Here is a 17,102-nt window from a genome sequence, read left to right as displayed (position 1 = left end):
CCGATCCTCCCTGATTGCCCGCCCGGTCCCTCTGGTGGCGGTCTGCCGTCCCTTTGGGCATGATCGCAAGAGAGGCAGTCGCGTGTTGGTTACGAATCGGACGGGCGCGAGTCAACTTGGAAATATGGCGGCCGACTCCAGGAAAAACCTGATAGATCAGCGCGTTGACCGCGGCGCCCGGGGTTCGGTCCTTTGCGGATGTCAGGCTGTGGCCGGCTGGTAGCGCACCGGATCGTCCGGGCCGTTGAGCGTCGCCTCGTCCACCGCCGACAGAATCCGCCCGACGCTTGCGTCGTCGTCGCAGAGCCGGAGCAGCAGCGCCGCGAGGTCACGGCAGGCGATGCGGCCATGCACGCGCTCGTCGTCGAACAGCGCGCCGCGCCCGGTCGCCGGCTCGTCGAGCAGGCCGGCCGGCCGCACGATGGTCCAGCCGAGCGGCAGGCCGGTGATGTGCGCTTCCGCCCGGGTCTTGGCGGCCAGCACCTCGCCGATCGCCGCCATCAGCCGCTCGGAGGCGTATTGGGCCGAGCCGCCGCAGCCGAGCGAGGTGACGGCGATGAGGCGCGTGACACCGGTTGCGAGGCAGGCGTCGGCGATGTTGCGCACGCCCTCGTCGTCGATGCGCAGATCCATGCGGCCGCCGATGGTGCTTACCACCATGTCGGGGCGGGCCGCGGCCAGCACCGCCCGGATCTCGGCGGGCGCCAGCACGTCGGCGCTGGCGCGTTCGGCGCCGGCCGGAAGCTCGGTCTCGGTGCCGCCGGTGCGGCCGCACGCGGTGACCGTGAAACCCGCGGCGGCCGCGAGATCGACCAGCGCGCGCCCGGTCCGCCCCGCCGCGCCGAACACCAAAAGCCGCTTTGCCCCTGTCGTCATCTGCTGCTCCCCAGTCTGCGCCCCAGGCCTGTTCAGCTTGCGGCTAGCACAGGGCGGCCGGTGCCGGCCACAACAACATGCGAACGACTGTCAACTTCGAATTTGAACAAACAAAACGCGGCCGTTCGGATGACGATCCCGGTTTGGAACGGCGAACTGTGCTTTGATGGGTGCACCGGCTCGGGGTGGCCACCCCGAGCCGGTGCGGGCGGCACGCCGTATCCCGGGTGAGCCTTCGAGGCCGTCGCGAGCAGAAGCGGCCGTCCGTCCCAAGCCAACCCGAACAGTTGCACGGGGCTTTTGACCCCGCTTCCAAGCCTGGGATGCTTGTCATGCTGCCACACCCGACGCCGTTTGCCACCCACCTTGTGGGCATCGATGTCTCCAAGGACTGGCTCGACATCGCCTTCGACGACACCAAGGTCGAGCGCGTCGATAACACCCCCGCGGCTCTCCAGCGCTTGGCCAGGCGCCTGGTGAAGGCCGGGCTCACCACCGCCGGCCTGGAGCCAACCGGCGGCTATGAACGCCTGGCGGTCGCGGTGCTGCGCGAGGCCGGCCTCACCGTGCTGCAGGTCGACAGCTGGCGCTGCCGCCAGTTCGCCAAGGCCTGCGGCCAGCGCGCCAAGAGCGATCCGCTCGACGCCCGCATCATCCGCGCCTTCATGCTGCATCACCCCTGCCGGCCGTTCCCGGAGCCCTCGCAAGCGCAGAGCGACCTGACCGCCTGGGTGCGCGAAATCACCCGCGCCGAGGCCGACATCCGCCGCCTCGAGAACCGCAAGGCCCACCCCACCCTGGCGGCCATCACCGCCCGGCTCGATGCCGAAATCGCCGCCCTGCGCGAGACCGTCGCCGCGGCCGAACAGGCCATCGAGGCGTTGATCGCCGCCGATCCGGCGATGGACGCCAAGGCCAAGATCATCACCTCGGTGCCGGGGATCGCCAACAAGACGGCCCGCGTCCTGCTCGCAGAAGCTCCCGAACTCGGCCGGTTCACCCCCCGCCAAGCCGGTGCCATCGGCGGCTGCGCACCCTATCGCAACGACAGCGGCAAAGCGCGGCGGCCGGCCCATATCGAGGCCGGACGCCGCGCGCTCAAGCGCGCCTGCTATCTCGCCGCCTTCGCCGCCATCCACTGGAACCCGTGGGCCAAACAGCTCTACGCCGACCTCAAAGCCCGCGGAAAACCCGCCAAGGTCGCCCTCATCGCCATCGCTCGAAAGCTCCTGACCATCCTCAACGCCATGATTCGAGACAACAAACCCTGGCGAGACCCCAAAACCGCATGACAGTTGCTCGCGCGGCTGACGCCGCTTGCCCGGGATGACACCCCTCCTTCGCCCGGGGCGACACTCTCCACCGGTCGCCCCCGGCGAGCGTGGCGCAGCCACGCGAGGGAAGGGGGCCCAAGGAACGGGACATTTGGAACGGGACACTGGGAACGGGCCATTGGCGAACAGCGTGGCGGAATAGCTTGGCTGAGCACCCAGCCCCTCACGGCGCCACTGGATCGAGCCCCGTGCGTCAGGTGGCGAAGCTTGTGGGTTCCCTTCCCCTCGCCGCTTCGCGGCTCGGCCGGGAACGACCGGCGGTGATGTGTGCTCCTGGGCGACAGTCCACCGGTCGCCCCCGGCGAGCGTGGCGCAGCCACGCGAGGGAAGGGGGCCCAGCCGCGACGGGCGGGCGCCGATCCTCTATGGTCGCAGCGCCATCGCCGCGACCGAGCCCCATGACCGAAGCATCGCCAGACACCAACGCCGACACCGACCCGCGCCCCCACCCGCGCGCCACCTGGTACGTGCCGGCCGGCGGCACCTTCGAGCCATGGGCGCCGGTGCTGCGGCGCGCGGCGGAACAGGACGTCGTGTTGCTCGGCGAGAGCCATGACGTCGCCGAGATCCATCGCTGGCAACTGCACGCGGTGGCGGCGCTGCACGTGCTGCGGCCAAATCTCGCGGTCGGCTTCGAGATGTTCCCGCGCGACGTGCAGCCGGTGCTCGACCGCTGGGTGGCCGGTCTCTACGACACCGATGGGTTTCTCGCCGCCGTCGACTGGCCGGCGATCTGGGGCTTCGATCCGGCGCTCTATCTGCCGCTGTTCGAGTTCTGCCGCCAGCAAATGGTGCCGATGATCGCGCTCAACTGCCGGCGGGGGCTGGTGAGCGCGGTCGGGTGCGACGGCTGGGAGGCGGTGCCGGACGCCGCGCGCGAGGGCATCACGCCGCCCGCGCCGGCCAGCCCGGCCTATCGCCGCTATCTGTTCGCCGCGACCGGCGGCGGCGCCATGGGCGGGCGGACGGCCGCGGCCGGCGCCGACGATCCAGCCTTCGCGCGCATCGTGCGGGCGCAGCAGTGCTGGGACCGCGCCTTCGCCTGCGCCATTGCCGATCATCGCGCCCGCCTCGACCCGCCGCCTTTGGTCGCCGGCATCATCGGGCGCGGCCATCTCGAACATGGCTTCGGCGTGCCCGCCCAGCTTCACGATCTCGGCATCGGGCGCACCTGCGTGCTGCTGCCGGCGATCGCGGAGACGATCGACCCCGCGGCCGCGGCGGGCCTCGCCGATGCCGTGTTCCGGCTCGACGCGCCCGATCGCCCCACCAGTTGAGCGGCCTCGTTTTGCCAAACACCTCCTGAGCACCCATCTCCTTTACGGTTTCCGGCCTACGGCTTGAGGACCGGATTGAACTGCCGCGTTGCCGCGGCCGCGTCGCGTCCACCAGGTTCGAGCGCTGTCATGATTCGTCTCCGTCCCCTGCTCGTGCTCCTGGTTATCGGCGCGCTCGCCGCCGGACTATGGTGGTGGCGGGTCGGCCGCGGCCCCGAGGTGACGGTGGTGACGCCATCGCGCGGCACGGCGGCCGAGATCGTCTACGCCACCGGCTCGGTCGAGCCGGTGAAATGGGCCAAGGTCGGCCCCATCGTGCGCGGCCGCATCATCGAGCGCTGCCGCTGCGAGGGGAAGGAGGTCAAGGCCGGGCAGGTGCTGGCCCGCCTCGACGACCGCGAGGCCCGCCACACCCAGCGCGAGCTGGAGGCGCGGCGCGAGCAGGCCAAGCGCGACCTCGACCGGCTGGTCGAGCTGTCCGCCCGCGGCGTCGCCGCGCCCCAGTCCTTCGAGCGCGCCCAGACCGAGCTGCGCCAGATCGAAGCGCTGATCGCCGCCCAGGGCGAGCGCATCGAGAATTATCGGCTGGTGTCGCCGATGGACGGCACCGTGCTGCGCGAGGATGGCGAGGTCGGCGAGGTGGTCGATACCAGCGCCGTGCTCTACCGCGTCGGTCAGCCGCACCCGCTGCGCCTCGTCGCCGAGGTCAATGAGGAGGACATTCCACGGGTGCAGCGCGGGCAGGTGACGCTGATCCGCGCCGACGCCTTTCCGGAGCGCACGCTTGAAGGCAAGGTCGACGACATCACCCCGGCCGGCGACCCGGTGGCCAAGACCTTCCGCGTCTATGTCGGCCTGCCCGACGACACGCCGCTCCAGATCGGCATGAGCGTCGAGGCCAACATCGTGGCGCAGGAGAAGGCGAACGCGCTGCTGGTGCCGGCCGAGGCGGTGACGGGCGGCGCGGTGTTCGTGGTCGAGAACGGCGTGGCGGTGCGCCGCAAGGTCGAGACCGGCATCAAGGGCACCCGCGCCGTCGAGATCCTGTCGGGCGTTGCTGTGGGCGAGCGCGTGGTGTCGCCGGTGCCCTCGCGCTTTGCCGGCGGGCGGGTGCGGGCGATCGAGAAGCCAGCCGAGGGGACGAAATGAGCCTCGTGCTCGACATCGCCTTCACCCATGTGCGGGCGCGGGCGCGCCAGACGCTGGTGGCGATCTTCGGCGTCGCCACCGGGGTCGGCTTCTCGATCATGATGGCGGCCCTGATGCAGGGCTCGCAGGTCGACTTCATCAACAAGCTGGTCGACGCCATGCCGCACATCGCCATTTCCGACGAGCGGCCGGCGCCGCCGGTGCAGCCGGCCGAGCGCGCCTATGACGCCGCCGCCATCCACGGCCTGACGCCCGAGACCCGCCGGCTCGGCATCAAGAATCCGCTGGCCACCATGGCGGCGCTGGAGAGCTGGGTTCCGGGCGAGATTGGCCCCGGCGTCATCACCCGCGCCATCATCCGCTATGCCGGGCGCGACGTGTCGGTGACCATCAACGGCATCGATCCGATGCGCGAGCCGAAGATCTCGACGCTTGCCACCAAGATGCGCCAGGGCTCGCTGCTGTCGCTCTACCGCGCCACCAACGCCATCATTCTGGGATCGCGCCTCGCCACCAAGATCGGCGCGCGCGTCGGCTCCACCATCTCGCTCACCACCACCACCGGCGGCCAGATGACGGCGGAGGTGGTCGGCATCTCGCACATCGGCATCCGCACCGCCGACGAGACCACCGCCTACACGCTGATCAAGACCGCGCAGATCCTGCAGGCACAGACCGGCATCATCAACGACATCCGCATCCGGCTCGACGATCCGATGATCGCCAAGGACGTCGCCGACCGCATCATCCGCGAGACCAACTATCAGGCGGTGGCGTGGATGGAGGCGCAGGAGGAGCTGCTGTCGGCGTTCCAGGTGCGCAACATCATCATGACCACGGTGGTCGGCGCCATCCTGCTGGTGGCGAGCTTCGGCACCTACAACATCATCTCCACCATCACCCACGAGAAGGCGCGCGACATCGCGATCATGAAGTCGCTGGGCTTTCGCGAGGTGACGGTGCGCCGCATCTTCGTCGTCGAGGCGCTGACCATCGGCACGGTCGGCGCGGCGATCGGCTGCGTTCTGGGCTACGCCCTGTGCCTGTTCCTCGGCTCGTTCGAGTTCGAGTTCACCGCCTTCACCGACATGACGCGCATCCCGCTGCTCTATTCGGTGAACCATTATCTCATCGCCACCGGCGTGGCGCTGGTCTCCTCCGGCATCGCCGGCTATTTCCCGGCGCGGAAGGCCGCGCGCGTCCACCCGGTCGAGATCATCCGGGGCGCGGCGTGATGGCGGCGACGGCTGCCGCTGCCGCCGAGGCGCCGCTGATCGAGGCGGTGAATGTCAGCCGCGTGCTGGACGAGGCGGTGCCGGTGACGCTGGTGCGCGACATCAACCTCGCCATCCGGCCGCGCGAGTTCGTCGCCATCACCGGCCCGTCCGGCTCGGGCAAGTCGTCGCTGCTTTATCTTATGGGCCTGCTCGACCTGCCGACCACCGGCGAGGTGCGGGTGCTGGGGCGGCCGACCGCCAGGATCGACGAGGACGAGCGCGCCCGCATCCGGCTCACCGGCCTCGGCTTCGTGTTCCAGTTCCACTTCCTGCTGCCGGAGTTCACGGCGCGCGAGAACGTGATGCTGCCGATGCGCGCGCTGGGCCGGCTGTCCGAGGCGGAGATGCGCGCCCGCGCCGACGAGATCCTCGCCTCCCTCGGCCTCGCCGAGCATGCCGGCAAACGGCCCGACCAGATGTCCGGCGGCCAGCGCCAGCGCGTCGCGGTCGGGCGCGCGCTCGCCAACGATCCGCCGGTGATCCTCGCCGACGAGCCGACCGGCTCGCTCGACACCAGATCGAGCGAGCAGGTGTTCGCGATCCTGCGGGCGCTGGTCGACGAGCGCGGCAAGACGGTGGTGGCGGTGACCCACTCGCTGGACATGGCCGCGCGCATGGACCGCCGCATCCAGATTATCGACGGCCGCATCACCGCCGACGAGCGCACGCGCCAATCCGGCGTCGAGGCGGGCCACGCTGCCCCTGGAGCGTGATCCGATCTGGCTGCATCAGATCGGACGCTCTAAGTTTCTGATTTGACGCATTCTCTTCCGCAAAACCGGTATCCACTTGTGCGGAAAAGGCTCTGGACCGGCGGCCCTTGGCATGACACGCCGCAAGCTCGCCGCCGGCGACGGCGCGCCGCCCGGAAGCCGATTTCCGGGCCGATTGACACATTAGTTTCTTACATTTCGTGAATAACCGAAATCGACAGATCCTGAGCGGCTCAGGATGTCATGTAGAAACCGACGAGATTTGCGCTGAAGCGGCGATCGTGCGGTCGTCTATTGGTATTGCATAACATAATTATGAAATTGCGCGAGCGCGCGACTGCAATATTTTCGAAACAATAAAATACTATAGCGCATCAAAATAGATCGATACGAATGATTGATGATGGGCATGTGTTGTGCCGATCAGAGAGCGCGAGTGCATTTCAATATGCGTGTTGTTCGCGTGGCGGCGAAGAGGAAGGCTGAAATGCTGCGGTCGATGCTCTTGGAACGCCTCTCGTCGCGGGCTGCGTTGGTGGTGTTGCTGGTGTGGGTGTGTGCCGTCGGCGCACTTGCGTTCGGCCATGTGATGTGGCGCGACGAGGTCCGGGCGCTGTCGATCGCGCTCAGTGGCCAGAACGCGGTCGAAATGCTCTCCAATCTCCGGGGCGAAGGGCATCCGGCTGTCTGGTACCTGATGCTGCGCAGCGCCTACGACGTGTTTGGCAGAGTCGAGGTGCTGCCGGTTCTCTCCCTGCTCGTTGCGGCAATTTCTGTCGCGATCTTGCTTTTCAGGTCGCCGTTCCCGCCGCTTGTGCTGATTTTTCTCGTGTTTTCCGGGTTTTATCTAAGCGAATTCTCAGTGACGGCACGGAACTATGGAATTTCCGCGCTCATTCTGCTCGTCATTGCCGCAGTGTACGCGAGATATCGCGACAAGAGCATCGTCATCGGTGTGCTCCTGTTCGTGCTGGCCAACACGAACGTCATCGCGGCGATGCTGGTCGGAGCCTTCCTGGTCTTTTGGGCGGCGGACATTCTGCAGGAGACCGGCCTGCGCTGGTCGCCTGCCTTGCGGAACGTGCTGATCAATGCCGGGATCGCGCTCGCCGGGATCGTTCTGTGCGGCCTGACGGTTTGGCCCACCTACAACGATGCCGCCGCGGTGGACCCCGCATCCCTCGACCTGCCGCGGGCCGCACTCCTGGCGGTTCTCAATCCCGGAGGCACCGGCTTCGGCGCGCTGGGGCTGCCGCCCCTCCTCGCGGAGGGGCTGCCGGGCCAAAGCATCCTCGTCTCCGTGCTGCTTTATGGCGCGACGTTGGGTCTCCTTCCCCGCCGCAGCGCGTTCCTGGGCGCCCTGACCGGGCTGATAGGGCTCTCGGTCTTCTTCGCCCTCGGCGCCGGCGGCTCCTATCGCCATGCCGGCGTCTGGTTCTTCTTCGTGGTCGCGCTGTACTGGATCGCCTGGCCGGACATCCGCCGGGCGCTGTCGGACGCGGCGCGGCCGGCCATTGCCCGATCGCTGACCATCGCGGCCCTGTCCGGGTGCCTGCTCCTTGTCGGCCTGCAGTCGTTCCGAGGCGTCGCAAGAAGCGTCGGCGACCTCGCCGGGATCCTGCCGGTCAACAGTCGAAGCGCCGATGTCGCGCAGCTTATCAAGTCGAACGTGGCCCTCGGCGACGCGGTGATCCTTTCCGATCCCGACTATCTGGTCGAGCCGTTGCCGTACTACATCGGCAACCGAACGTATCTGACCCGCAGCGATGCGCTCGGGAGCGTCGTGAAATTCTCTCGCGCCGGCATCCTGCACCGCGACCTCGGCGATCTGCTTCGCCAGGCGCAGGCCCTCAAGGCGTCGCTTGGCGTGCCCGTCGTCATTCTGCTGTCCCAGCGCCTCGACCAGATCGTTCCCGGCCGCGTCTATCACGAGGGATACAATTGGACGTTCCGAGGCTCCGCGGAAGACATTCGTACGTTCCAGGAGAGCACGGAAACGCTTGCGCGCCTCGGCCCAGCGCGGACAGGCGAGACGTATGATGTCTACGTTCTGAAATAGCAGAAAGATAGACTCCATATCAATCTGATATTGGCAGGGGCACGTCCATGTCCGAGACGCAGGTGTTGTTGCAAGGAAAGAAGAACGAGTCTTCAAACTTATACGATTATATCCGTATTGCGCGACTCGATCACAGCGCAAAGCACATCTTCATCGTTCCGGGGATCGTGCTGGCCTATATGTTGCGCGGGGTGCACACGGATCATTTTGCCCAATCGCTGGTGCTTGGATTGCTGACGGCGATCTGCATCGCCTCGGCAAATTATGTGATAAACGAGTATCTCGATCGAGAGTTCGACCGGCATCACCCGACAAAGTCCTTGCGTCCGGCCGTCCGTCGCGAGATGGATGGCAGAATTGTCGCAGGACTCTGGATGTTGCTCGTCGCGTCCGGGTTGCTGTTCGCGCTTCTTGTCAGCAAGCTCATGTTCTTGATCGCAATTGTCTTTGCTGCCCAGGGGGTCGTCTACAATGTCAAACCCTTCCGCAGCAAGGACAAGGCCTATCTCGACGTCATTTCGGAGTCGATCAACAACCCGCTGCGGCTGGCCATCGGCTGGGCGATTGTCGACCCCACCACCCTGCCGCCCGGATCGGTGATCCTGGCGTATTGGCTGGGCGGGGCGTTCCTCATGGCCGCCAAGCGCCTGTCGGAATATCGGCAGATCGTCGCGTCGCACGGCATCGAATGTCTCGCGCGCTATCGTGCGAGCTTCGCACATTACACGGAGACGACGCTCGCCGCCTGCTGCTTGGCCTATTCGCTGCTGTCGGTGTCCTTCCTGGCGATCTTCCTCGTCAAGTATCGTATCGAATATATACTGCTTCTGCCGGTGATCGTGGTGCTCTTCACGCTCTATTTCGTGATGTCGACGCGGCCCGACTCAACCGCCCAGAAGCCGGAGAAGCTCTTCCGCGAGACGGGCCTCGTCGCGGTCGTCGGCTTGCTCGGTCTGATGTTCGCATTCACGAGTTTCGTCGATCTGCCGGGCTTGTCCTACTTTGCCGAGCAGCATTATATCGAGCTAAAATGAACAAATACGCGATCGACTGGGGCGAGATTCAACTGGTCGTCTTCGACGTCGACGGCACCCTTTACGACCAGGGGCGCCTGCGTCGACGCATGCTGCTTGAGCTCATCGGCCACGCCCTTGCGACACGGTCGCTCACCACGGTGCGAACCGTGCGTCTGTATCGCCGGCTGCGCGAGGCGTTCAGCGAGGACGGGGTGGAGCAGTTCGAGGACAGGCTGGTTGCGCAGACCGCGCGCGACCTCGGACGCGACCCCACGGCCGTGCGCGACCTCGTGGGCGAGTGGATGGAGCGTCGTCCGCTGGCCCATCTGGGCGCGTGCCGCGCCCCCATGGTCGGCGAGCTCTTCGACGCCTTGCGGCGGCACGGAAAACGCCTGGGCATCCTCTCCGACTACCCTGCGCACGACAAGCTCCGCGTGCTGAACCTGGCCGCGGAGTTCGTCGTCTCGGCGACGGACGAGCAGGTGGGGGTTCTGAAGCCCAGTCCGCGGGGGTTGCAGGTGGTCATGGCCGCGGCGGGCGTATCCCCGGCGGCCACGCTCCTGATCGGGGATCGCGACGACCGGGACGGCGAAGCGGCCCGTCGCGCCGGCGCGCGGGCATTGATCCGGTCTGCCTCTCCAGTCGCCGGCCGGGCATGCTTCGCCACCTTCGCCGACGACGTCTTCCGCGCTGTCTACGAATCCTGATGCCGATCGCCGCCAAGCTTTCCCGGTATGTCGTCACCGGCGGGCTCGCCGCTGTCGTCGACCTGTTTGGGTTCCATGGTCTCGTGACGGCGGGCGTGCCCCTGCTGATCGCGGCTGTTGCAAGCTGGTTGGCGGCGGCGTGGGTGAACTATGTCTCGACCAGCACTTTCGTCTTCCGCCTGCGGCCGACTTGGCGGCGAGGTCTTGCCTTCCTCCTCGGCGCGGTGTCCGGCCTCGCCATCAACGCAACGGTCACGCTGTGCGGTGTTTCCATGCTCGGTCTGGAGCCGACGCTTGCGAAGCTCGTGGGCATCGGCGTGGCATTCTTCTTCAACTTTGCGCTCAATGTGGGCGTTGTATTTCGGTGACGTGGCATTTGCGGTGCGCGGTCTTGTCGGCGCCCGTGGCGTCGGTGATTTCATGAAATTCGCGCGGAAAAAGACGGCGGCTATCGCCGCCATCGGCATCGTCGACTCGTCGAGGCCGGTTCGTCGCCGATGAGCGGGAATCCAGGGCCGTCCCGCCAAACCTGGGAACCGGGCCTGCGGAGACTGCTCTAACCGGCCCTTAACCAAGCCGCTCGCATCCTGCAGGCCGGGGGCGCCGCGTCGGCGCGACGGGACGGGTCCGGCATGGCGGTGAAGGAGCGCACGCGGGGCGAGCGCCGCGCGCCGGGCGGTGAGAGCCGGCCGCGCGGCACGCTCGATTTGCGCCTCGACCCCGCCGACCGGCCGGGCGGCCCAGCCGGCGCCAAGCGGCCCCGCAAACCCTCCACGGCCGGCAAATCGTCCACGGCAAGCAAGACGCCGGCTGCTCCGGCCCGGGCGGCCGCGCCGGTCGAGCGCAAGGCGCCGCGCAGGAAGCGCCGGGGATTTCTCGGCTTTCTCGGCCGCATGGTCTATTGGGGCGTCGTCATCGCCATCTGGACCGGGGTGGCTGGGCTCGCGCTGCTGGTGTGGCAGGCGGCGCATCTGCCGCCGATCCAGTCGCTGGACGTGCCCAAGCGCCCGCCGACTATCCAGATCACCGGCATCGACGGCAAGCCGCTCGCCACCCGCGGCGAGATGGGCGGCGCCGCGGTGCCGCTGAAGGCGCTGCCGCCCTATCTGCCGCAGGCCTTCATCGCCATCGAGGACCGCCGCTTCCGCGCCCATTGGGGCATCGATCCCGCCGGCATCGCCCGCGCCGCGCTGGCCAATGTGCTGCGCCGCGGCGTCTCCCAGGGCGGCTCGACCATCAGCCAGCAGCTCGCCAAGAACCTGTTCCTGACGCAGGAGCGCACCATGTCGCGCAAGCTGCAGGAGGTGGTGTTGGCGCTGTGGCTGGAGCACAGATTCACCAAGGACCAGATTCTCGAACTCTATCTCAACCGCGTCTATTTCGGCGCCGGCGCCTATGGCGTGGAGGCGGCAGCCCAGCGCTATTTCGGCAAGCCGGCGCGCCAGCTCACGCTGGCCGAGTCGGCGATGCTGGCCGGCCTCGTGAAATCGCCGGCCCGCCTTGCGCCGACCCGCCACCTCAGCGCCGCTCGCAAGCGGGCGTCGCTGGTGCTGGCGGCGATGGCCGAGGAGGGGTTCATCACCCGCCAGAGCGCGGCGGTGGCGCTGGCCCGCCCGGCCGAGGTGGTGCAGCGCCAGGATGGCGGTTCGATCGGCTATGTCGCCGATTATGTGATGGACGTGCTCGACGATCTGGTCGGCCATGTCGAGGACGACGTGTCGGTGGTCACCACCATCGACCCGGTGATGCAGCGACTGGCCGAGCGGGCGCTGACCGAGGCGCTGGCCCGCGACGGCGCCAGGCTCGACATCGGCCAGGGCGCGGTGGTGGCGATGAGCCCGGACGGCGCGGTGCGCGCGCTGGTCGGCGGCCGCAATTACGCCGACAGCCAGTACAATCGCGCCGTCACCGCCCGCCGCCAGCCGGGCTCGGCGTTCAAGCCCTTCGTCTATCTGACGGCGCTGGAGCGCGGCCTTACCCCCGATTCGATCCGCGACGATGCGCCCATCCAGATCAAGGGCTGGAAGCCGGAAAACTACACCCACGAGTATCGCGGGCCGGTGAGCCTCACCACCGCGCTCGCCCATTCCATCAACACGGTGGCGGTGCGGCTGGCGCTGGAGGTCGGCCCCAAGGCGGTGGCCGACACCGCCCACCGGCTGGGCATCACCTCCAGGATCGAGCCCAACGCCTCGATCGCGCTGGGCACCTCCGAGGTGACGCTGGTCGAACTGGTCTCGGCCTATGCGCCCTTCGCCAATGGCGGCCTGCCGGCGCGCCCGGTGATCGTCGAGCAGGTGCGCTCGGCCACCGGCAAGACGCTCTATGTCCGCCGCGCCGATCCGCGTGGCCGGGTGGTGGCGCCGGCCCATGTGGCGATGATGAACGCCATGCTGGAGGAGGTGATCCTCTCCGGCTCCGGCCGGAAGGCGCAGATCCCGGGCTGGCAGGCGGCCGGCAAGACCGGCACCACCCAGGACTTCAAGGATGCCTGGTTCATCGGCTTCACCGGCCGGCTGGTGGCCGGGGTGTGGCTCGGCAACGACGATTCCTCGTCGATGAAGAAGGTGATCGGCGGCGGCCTGCCGGCCGAAATTTGGGGCCGGCTGATGCGCGAGGCCCACCGCGACTTCGCCCCCACCGACCTGCCCGGCGGCCTGCGCGATCCGAATTTCCGCTGGTCCGAGCCCGAGCTGCGCACGCCGTTCGACCGCGACACCGGCCGGACGGTGCCGCCCGCCGGCCGCGGCGACGATCAGCCGAGCCTCGATTCCTGGTTCCTCGACCGGCTGTTCGGCCGCGGCCGATAGCGGGCGCTGAGCCGCCCAATCATTCCGGCCCCCTCTGGCTGGGAGTCGCGTTCTTCCCCTCTCCCACCTGGGCCGCGCTTGCGCGCGCCCGGGCGCAGCCTCTTGCGGGAGAGGGTGCCGAGCGATCGTCAGAGCGCGAGGCGGGTGAGGGGTGAATTTTCAAAGGCAAGCAAGGGTTTACCTCTCGCCCGGCGCGACCTCGCTTTGCCCGGCCTCGCCACCCTCTCCCGCAAGGGGAGAGGAAGAATCGGACGGACTTCAAGCGAGCAAGAAAAGAGCCTCTACGATTTAAAGAGGATCCGGGGGCGCTGCTCGACGTCCTGGCGGCATGCGTCGCCAGGCTCGACAGGCTGGAGCGACGAGTTAGATAAAGCGAAAATGAAAAGTTCCGCCATCGCGCGGGGCTTTTGCGTTTAGGGCGTGCTGCTCGACGCGCCGCCTAGTCGGTGGCCAGCACCGGTACGCCGGCTGCCTGGCATACGCCCAGCATCGCGATTGCTGACTGTCGATCCGACGCGATGTCGATCAGGGCGAATTCGCCCCGCAGGAACCGCCCCGCAAACGGCATGGGGCCGGTGTACCCGCCGAACCCGTTCCGAGCGTTGACCGAGCCGCAAACCGCGACATCGCCCCCTGCGAGAGCGGCGGCATTCAGCGGGCCGAATCGAGCCGACTCTGGATCCCGTAACGCGCGGCGAACCGCGCCGAAAACCACGCTCTGCTGGGCCGCCGTCAAGCTCTCCGCGGCGACGACATCCCGACGGGCGTCGCACCCGCCTATGGCCAGCGCCAAGCACAACACCCCGGCAATCCCCCTCCCCATCTGATCACCTCCCCGCCTGACGTTTCGGCAGGCTCACTAACGAAATTTCTGCGCCGCACAATAGTTTCGTTCCAACCAAACTTGTTGCTTCCTGAAGCGCTCGTCCGACGAATCCGCTGCGCTGCGCGCCGGAGAAGCGCGAGCTTGACCATAGCGGGCCTCCAGAACGTCCTAACTTTAAAACTCTAGACTGTTCTGAAAGATTTTAAAATTTAAAATTGAAACAAAATTCAGCAGGACTTCCCTCTCAAAAAACGCACCCCGCCTCGCGAAATCTCAAGAAGAGGCTGAGCCGTCCGACCGGGAACCCCGTCACCCCGCGGCGAGGATGACGTGGGTGGCCTTGAACAGCGCGCAGATCGGCTCGCCGACCCGGGCGCCGGCGGTGTCGGCGCCCTCGCGCGTCACCACCGACACGATGGTCTTGCCCTCGCCGATGTCGATGTCGACCTCGGCGCCGATGTCGCTGTCGATGCGGCGGGCCACCGTGCCCTGGATGCGGTTGCGCACCGACAGCGCCGGCGCCGCGCCGGCCGGCGCCAGCATCACCGAGGACGATTTCACCAGCGCCATGGCCTGCCGGCCCGGTTCGAGCCGCAGCTCGGCGGCGGCGCCATTGGTCACCACCGCGGTGATGGAGTTGGCGGCCGAGACCTTGAGCTTGACGACGACCGACACCGGTCCCTTGCGCACCTCGCTGACCTCGCAGCGCAGCGCGTTGCGGGCGCTCACCTTCACCGCCAGGCCCCACAGCAAGAGGTCGTCGAGATTGCGCAGGCCCTCCTCGGCGATGGTGGCCGAGATCTGCCCGAGCTTCTCCTCCAGCCGGCGGAACGCCACGATCAGCCGGCGGCCCTCCTCGGTGATCTCGGCGCCGCCGCCCTTGCGCCCGCCGGCCTTGGTGACGAAGGCCGGGGTCGGCAGCAGATTGTTGATGGCGGTCACCGCGTCCCAGGCGGTCTTGTAGCTGAAGCCGACCGCCTCGGCTGCCTTGGTGATGCTGCCGTGCTCGGCCACCGCTTCGAGCAGCAGGATGCGGTCGCGCCCGACCAGCAGCCGCCCTTCGCTGCGCAGCGCCAGCAGGGCATCGATCTTGGAGTCCGTCATTGCCGGCTGGCCTTCGCGCACGATCCGATGAGACATGAAATCCGGCCGACCGCCAATCCCGCCGTTGGCGCGGATTCGCTGTCAGCCGAATTTCTATAGGTCCATCAGACCGGAATTGGCCAGCGCGGGCAAATCCGGCCGTCCGGTGGTCATCACATCGTGATCGGCGGAGACGATGTCGCCCCGCCGCCCGGCCTCATAGGGTTTCCGGTCGATCCCTTCGGGATACCGGAAACCGCCTCAATGACAGTTACAGTCGCAGTCGTCCTCGTGCTCGGCCGGCTGCGGCAGGGTGCCGGCGAGGAACTTCTCGACCGCGGCCACCGGGTCGGTCTCGCTGGTGGCGATCGCCGCCACGCCCACCGAGGCCAGCCGCGCCACGAAGCCCGGGCCGGCGCTGGCGGCGATCACCGCCTGCATCGAATAGAGCGGATGCGGGTCGGTGCCCCGGTATTCGTGGATCGACATGTCCTTCGGCAGGTCCAGCCGCTCGACCTCGCGCGGCGGCGACCCGGCCTCGGCCTCGAACACCAGGAAGCGCCGGCTCTTGCCGGCGTGCGGGGTCACGGTGCGAAAGTTCTGGCTGGCGACGGCGATACGCATGCAGGTGTCCTTGAGGTGCGGAGAGGTTGGAGTGGGCAAGGGCGGCCGCGCCGCCCTTCGGGCCCGGCGTTCAGGCCACGCCGACGACGAGCTTGGCGTCGCCGGCGAAGCTGTAGGGCGGGATCGGCAGATTGGTCGGCGCCGGGCCTTTGCGCACGCGGCCGGAGGTGTCGTACTGCGAGCCGTGGCACGGGCAGAACCAGCCGTTCCAATCGCCCTGATGGCCGAGCGGGATGCAGCCGAGATGGGTGCAGCTGGCATAGACCACCAGCCACTGCGCCATGCCGGGCTTCACCCGGGCGGAATCGGGCTGCGGGTCCATCAGCGCCGCCACGTCGACTTTCTCCGCCGCGGCGATCTCGTCGGGCGTGCGGTGGCGCACGAAGATCGGCTTGCCGCGCCAGAAGATGCGCACGATCTGGCCTTGGGCGATCGGCGCCAGATCGAGCTCGATCGGCCCGCCGGAGGCGATGGTGGCGGCATCCGGGTTCATCTGATCGATGAACGGCCACGCGACGGCGGCGACGCCGGCCGCGGCCACCGCCGCCGTGCCGAGCTGCAGGATGTCGCGCCGGGTGGATTGGGCAACCTCATGAGACGTCATCTGGGGGATCCTTCCGTTGGCTCAGAGACAGCGGGCGGCCGGGCATCTCCCGGGCCGCCCAACTCGGCAGAACCCGATCGGGCAAGAGCGCTCCCGGCGTCTTCGGCGCCTGCGGCGGCGGCCGGGGCGGTCTCCTCCGGCGTCCGCCAGCGGCTGCAATGGCCGCGCCGACGGCGCAGGCCCCGCATCGGGCAACCGGCGGACGCGGCCTCGTCCGCCTCGGGCCGGCGCACCGCGCCGCCCTCGATGCGGAGCGCCCAGCCGCGGGCGAGGGCGGTCGCCACCGTGGTGCGGGCCTCGGCCAAGAGGCGCGAGAAGGTCGGCCGCGACACGCCCATCAGCTCGGCCGCCGCGGCGTGCTCCAACCCCTCGGCGTCGGCGAGCCGCAGCGCCTCCATCCCGTCCTCGGTCAGCACGACGTCCTGCAGCTCGCGCAGCGGGATGCCCTGCGGCTTGAAGAACTGGGTGGACGCCTGTTCGCGGATGACGCGCATCTTGCGCGGACGGGGCACCTTCGGGGCCTCCTTCGCTCAATCGGAATTATGAACGCACGTTCAATATAGGTGACGCGCCAGCCTCCACAAGGCTGGTATGCGCATGGCGCCCCGGCCCCGCCCGCAACGCTGCGTCATCCCTCGCAGGAGAGACGGCCGCGCCGGAGCGATCGCACGCGGATGCCGGCGGGCGATTGACCGTCGATCAAAATATTCTAATGTTGGCATATGAACCGGCGGGCTTCCGCGGGCT

Annotated in this window: 16 protein-coding genes; 10 read left to right on the top strand and 6 right to left on the bottom strand. The window is 68.0% G+C overall.

What is annotated here, in order from left to right; genetic code table 11:
* Positions 1-201: 201 nt before the first annotated feature.
* A complete protein-coding gene (locus tag BLTE_RS13535) occupies positions 202-876 on the bottom strand; it encodes an NAD(P)-dependent oxidoreductase (protein ID WP_126401194.1) in 675 nt (224 codons plus the stop codon).
* 323 nt (positions 877-1,199) lie between these two features.
* Here BLTE_RS13535 and BLTE_RS13530 point away from each other — a divergent pair, with 323 nt between their 5' ends.
* The 10 genes from BLTE_RS13530 (at position 1,200) to BLTE_RS13485 (ending at position 13,218) form a co-directional block, all read left to right on the top strand.
* On the top strand, positions 1,200-2,168 hold the full coding sequence (locus BLTE_RS13530; protein ID WP_126396738.1) for an IS110 family RNA-guided transposase: 969 nt from the start codon (positions 1,200-1,202) through the stop codon (positions 2,166-2,168).
* Between the two features lie 440 nt (positions 2,169-2,608).
* Positions 2,609-3,487 (top strand): ChaN family lipoprotein, encoded by an 879-nt coding sequence (locus BLTE_RS13525; RefSeq protein WP_126401193.1) that lies wholly within the window; start codon positions 2,609-2,611, stop codon positions 3,485-3,487.
* Positions 3,488-3,616: 129 nt separating this feature from the next.
* Positions 3,617-4,636: an efflux RND transporter periplasmic adaptor subunit gene (locus BLTE_RS13520; protein ID WP_126401192.1), complete on the top strand. Its 1,020-nt coding sequence runs from the start codon at positions 3,617-3,619 to the stop codon at positions 4,634-4,636.
* Positions 4,633-5,871 carry an ABC transporter permease gene (locus BLTE_RS13515; RefSeq protein ID WP_126401191.1) on the top strand — a complete coding sequence of 413 codons (1,239 nt, stop codon included), beginning with the start codon at positions 4,633-4,635 and terminating at the stop codon, positions 5,869-5,871. Before BLTE_RS13520 ends, BLTE_RS13515 begins: the two co-directional genes overlap by 4 nt.
* Positions 5,871-6,626 (top strand): ABC transporter ATP-binding protein, encoded by a 756-nt coding sequence (locus BLTE_RS13510; RefSeq protein ID WP_126401190.1) that lies wholly within the window; start codon positions 5,871-5,873, stop codon positions 6,624-6,626. Before BLTE_RS13515 ends, BLTE_RS13510 begins: the two co-directional genes overlap by 1 nt.
* Positions 6,627-7,062: 436 nt before the next feature.
* Complete coding sequence (locus BLTE_RS13505; protein ID WP_126401189.1) at positions 7,063-8,685, top strand: hypothetical protein; 1,623 nt, start codon at positions 7,063-7,065, stop codon at positions 8,683-8,685.
* 47 nt (positions 8,686-8,732) lie between these two features.
* Complete coding sequence (locus BLTE_RS13500; protein WP_126401188.1) at positions 8,733-9,719, top strand: UbiA family prenyltransferase; 987 nt, start codon at positions 8,733-8,735, stop codon at positions 9,717-9,719.
* Entirely contained in the window at positions 9,716-10,408 is a 693-nt protein-coding gene (locus BLTE_RS13495; protein ID WP_126401187.1) for an HAD family hydrolase, read from the top strand. Before BLTE_RS13500 ends, BLTE_RS13495 begins: the two co-directional genes overlap by 4 nt.
* The gene (locus tag BLTE_RS13490; RefSeq protein WP_126401186.1) at positions 10,408-10,776 is read left to right on the top strand and encodes a GtrA family protein; all 369 of its coding nucleotides are present in this window, start codon (positions 10,408-10,410) and stop codon (positions 10,774-10,776) included. The genes BLTE_RS13495 and BLTE_RS13490 overlap by 1 nt, the downstream gene beginning before the upstream one ends.
* A 264-nt stretch (positions 10,777-11,040) precedes the next feature.
* The gene (locus BLTE_RS13485; RefSeq protein WP_126401185.1) at positions 11,041-13,218 is read left to right on the top strand and encodes a transglycosylase domain-containing protein; all 2,178 of its coding nucleotides are present in this window, start codon (positions 11,041-11,043) and stop codon (positions 13,216-13,218) included.
* Positions 13,219-13,657: 439 nt separating this feature from the next.
* On the opposite strand, the gene BLTE_RS13480 is transcribed toward BLTE_RS13485, so the two are convergent.
* From BLTE_RS13480 to BLTE_RS13460, 5 genes are all read right to left on the bottom strand, one after another.
* On the bottom strand, positions 13,658-14,011 hold the full coding sequence (locus tag BLTE_RS13480; RefSeq protein WP_126401184.1) for a hypothetical protein: 354 nt from the start codon (positions 14,009-14,011) through the stop codon (positions 13,658-13,660).
* Between the two features lie 342 nt (positions 14,012-14,353).
* The gene (locus BLTE_RS13475) at positions 14,354-15,148 is read right to left on the bottom strand and encodes a TOBE domain-containing protein (protein ID WP_126402210.1); all 795 of its coding nucleotides are present in this window, start codon (positions 15,146-15,148) and stop codon (positions 14,354-14,356) included.
* Positions 15,149-15,388: 240 nt separating this feature from the next.
* Positions 15,389-15,751, bottom strand: coding sequence for a NifB/NifX family molybdenum-iron cluster-binding protein (locus BLTE_RS13470; protein WP_126401183.1), 363 nt, complete (start codon positions 15,749-15,751; stop codon positions 15,389-15,391).
* Between the two features lie 70 nt (positions 15,752-15,821).
* Positions 15,822-16,355: a ubiquinol-cytochrome c reductase iron-sulfur subunit gene (gene petA, locus BLTE_RS13465; RefSeq protein WP_126401182.1), complete on the bottom strand. Its 534-nt coding sequence runs from the start codon at positions 16,353-16,355 to the stop codon at positions 15,822-15,824.
* Positions 16,352-16,867, bottom strand: a complete 516-nt coding sequence (locus BLTE_RS13460; protein ID WP_126401181.1) for a DUF134 domain-containing protein — start codon at positions 16,865-16,867, stop codon at positions 16,352-16,354. The genes petA and BLTE_RS13460 overlap by 4 nt, the downstream gene beginning before the upstream one ends.
* Positions 16,868-17,102 lie beyond the last annotated feature (235 nt).

It is taken from the genome of Blastochloris tepida (assembly GCF_003966715.1).
Taxonomy (GTDB): Bacteria; Pseudomonadota; Alphaproteobacteria; order Rhizobiales; family Xanthobacteraceae; genus Blastochloris; species Blastochloris tepida.
The sequence above is the reverse complement of the archived record's forward strand: the minus strand, read 5'-3'. Positions and strand labels throughout refer to the sequence as shown.

What these genes read in the sequence shown, in the direction of transcription:
- BLTE_RS13535 (WP_126401194.1), bottom strand. Translation starts at nt 876, where the DNA reads ATGACGACAGGGGCAAAGCGGCTTTTGGTGTTCGGCGCGGCGGGGCGG.
- BLTE_RS13530 (WP_126396738.1), top strand. Translation starts at nt 1,200, where the DNA reads ATGCTTGTCATGCTGCCACACCCGACGCCGTTTGCCACCCACCTTGTG.
- BLTE_RS13525 (WP_126401193.1), top strand. Translation starts at nt 2,609, where the DNA reads ATGACCGAAGCATCGCCAGACACCAACGCCGACACCGACCCGCGCCCC.
- BLTE_RS13520 (WP_126401192.1), top strand. Translation starts at nt 3,617, where the DNA reads ATGATTCGTCTCCGTCCCCTGCTCGTGCTCCTGGTTATCGGCGCGCTC.
- BLTE_RS13515 (WP_126401191.1), top strand. Translation starts at nt 4,633, where the DNA reads ATGAGCCTCGTGCTCGACATCGCCTTCACCCATGTGCGGGCGCGGGCG.
- BLTE_RS13510 (WP_126401190.1), top strand. Translation starts at nt 5,871, where the DNA reads ATGGCGGCGACGGCTGCCGCTGCCGCCGAGGCGCCGCTGATCGAGGCG.
- BLTE_RS13500 (WP_126401188.1), top strand. Translation starts at nt 8,733, where the DNA reads ATGTCCGAGACGCAGGTGTTGTTGCAAGGAAAGAAGAACGAGTCTTCA.
- BLTE_RS13495 (WP_126401187.1), top strand. Translation starts at nt 9,716, where the DNA reads ATGAACAAATACGCGATCGACTGGGGCGAGATTCAACTGGTCGTCTTC.
- BLTE_RS13490 (WP_126401186.1), top strand. Translation starts at nt 10,408, where the DNA reads ATGCCGATCGCCGCCAAGCTTTCCCGGTATGTCGTCACCGGCGGGCTC.
- BLTE_RS13485 (WP_126401185.1), top strand. Translation starts at nt 11,041, where the DNA reads ATGGCGGTGAAGGAGCGCACGCGGGGCGAGCGCCGCGCGCCGGGCGGT.
- BLTE_RS13475 (WP_126402210.1), bottom strand. Translation starts at nt 15,148, where the DNA reads ATGACGGACTCCAAGATCGATGCCCTGCTGGCGCTGCGCAGCGAAGGG.
- BLTE_RS13470 (WP_126401183.1), bottom strand. Translation starts at nt 15,751, where the DNA reads ATGCGTATCGCCGTCGCCAGCCAGAACTTTCGCACCGTGACCCCGCAC.
- petA (WP_126401182.1), bottom strand. Translation starts at nt 16,355, where the DNA reads ATGACGTCTCATGAGGTTGCCCAATCCACCCGGCGCGACATCCTGCAG.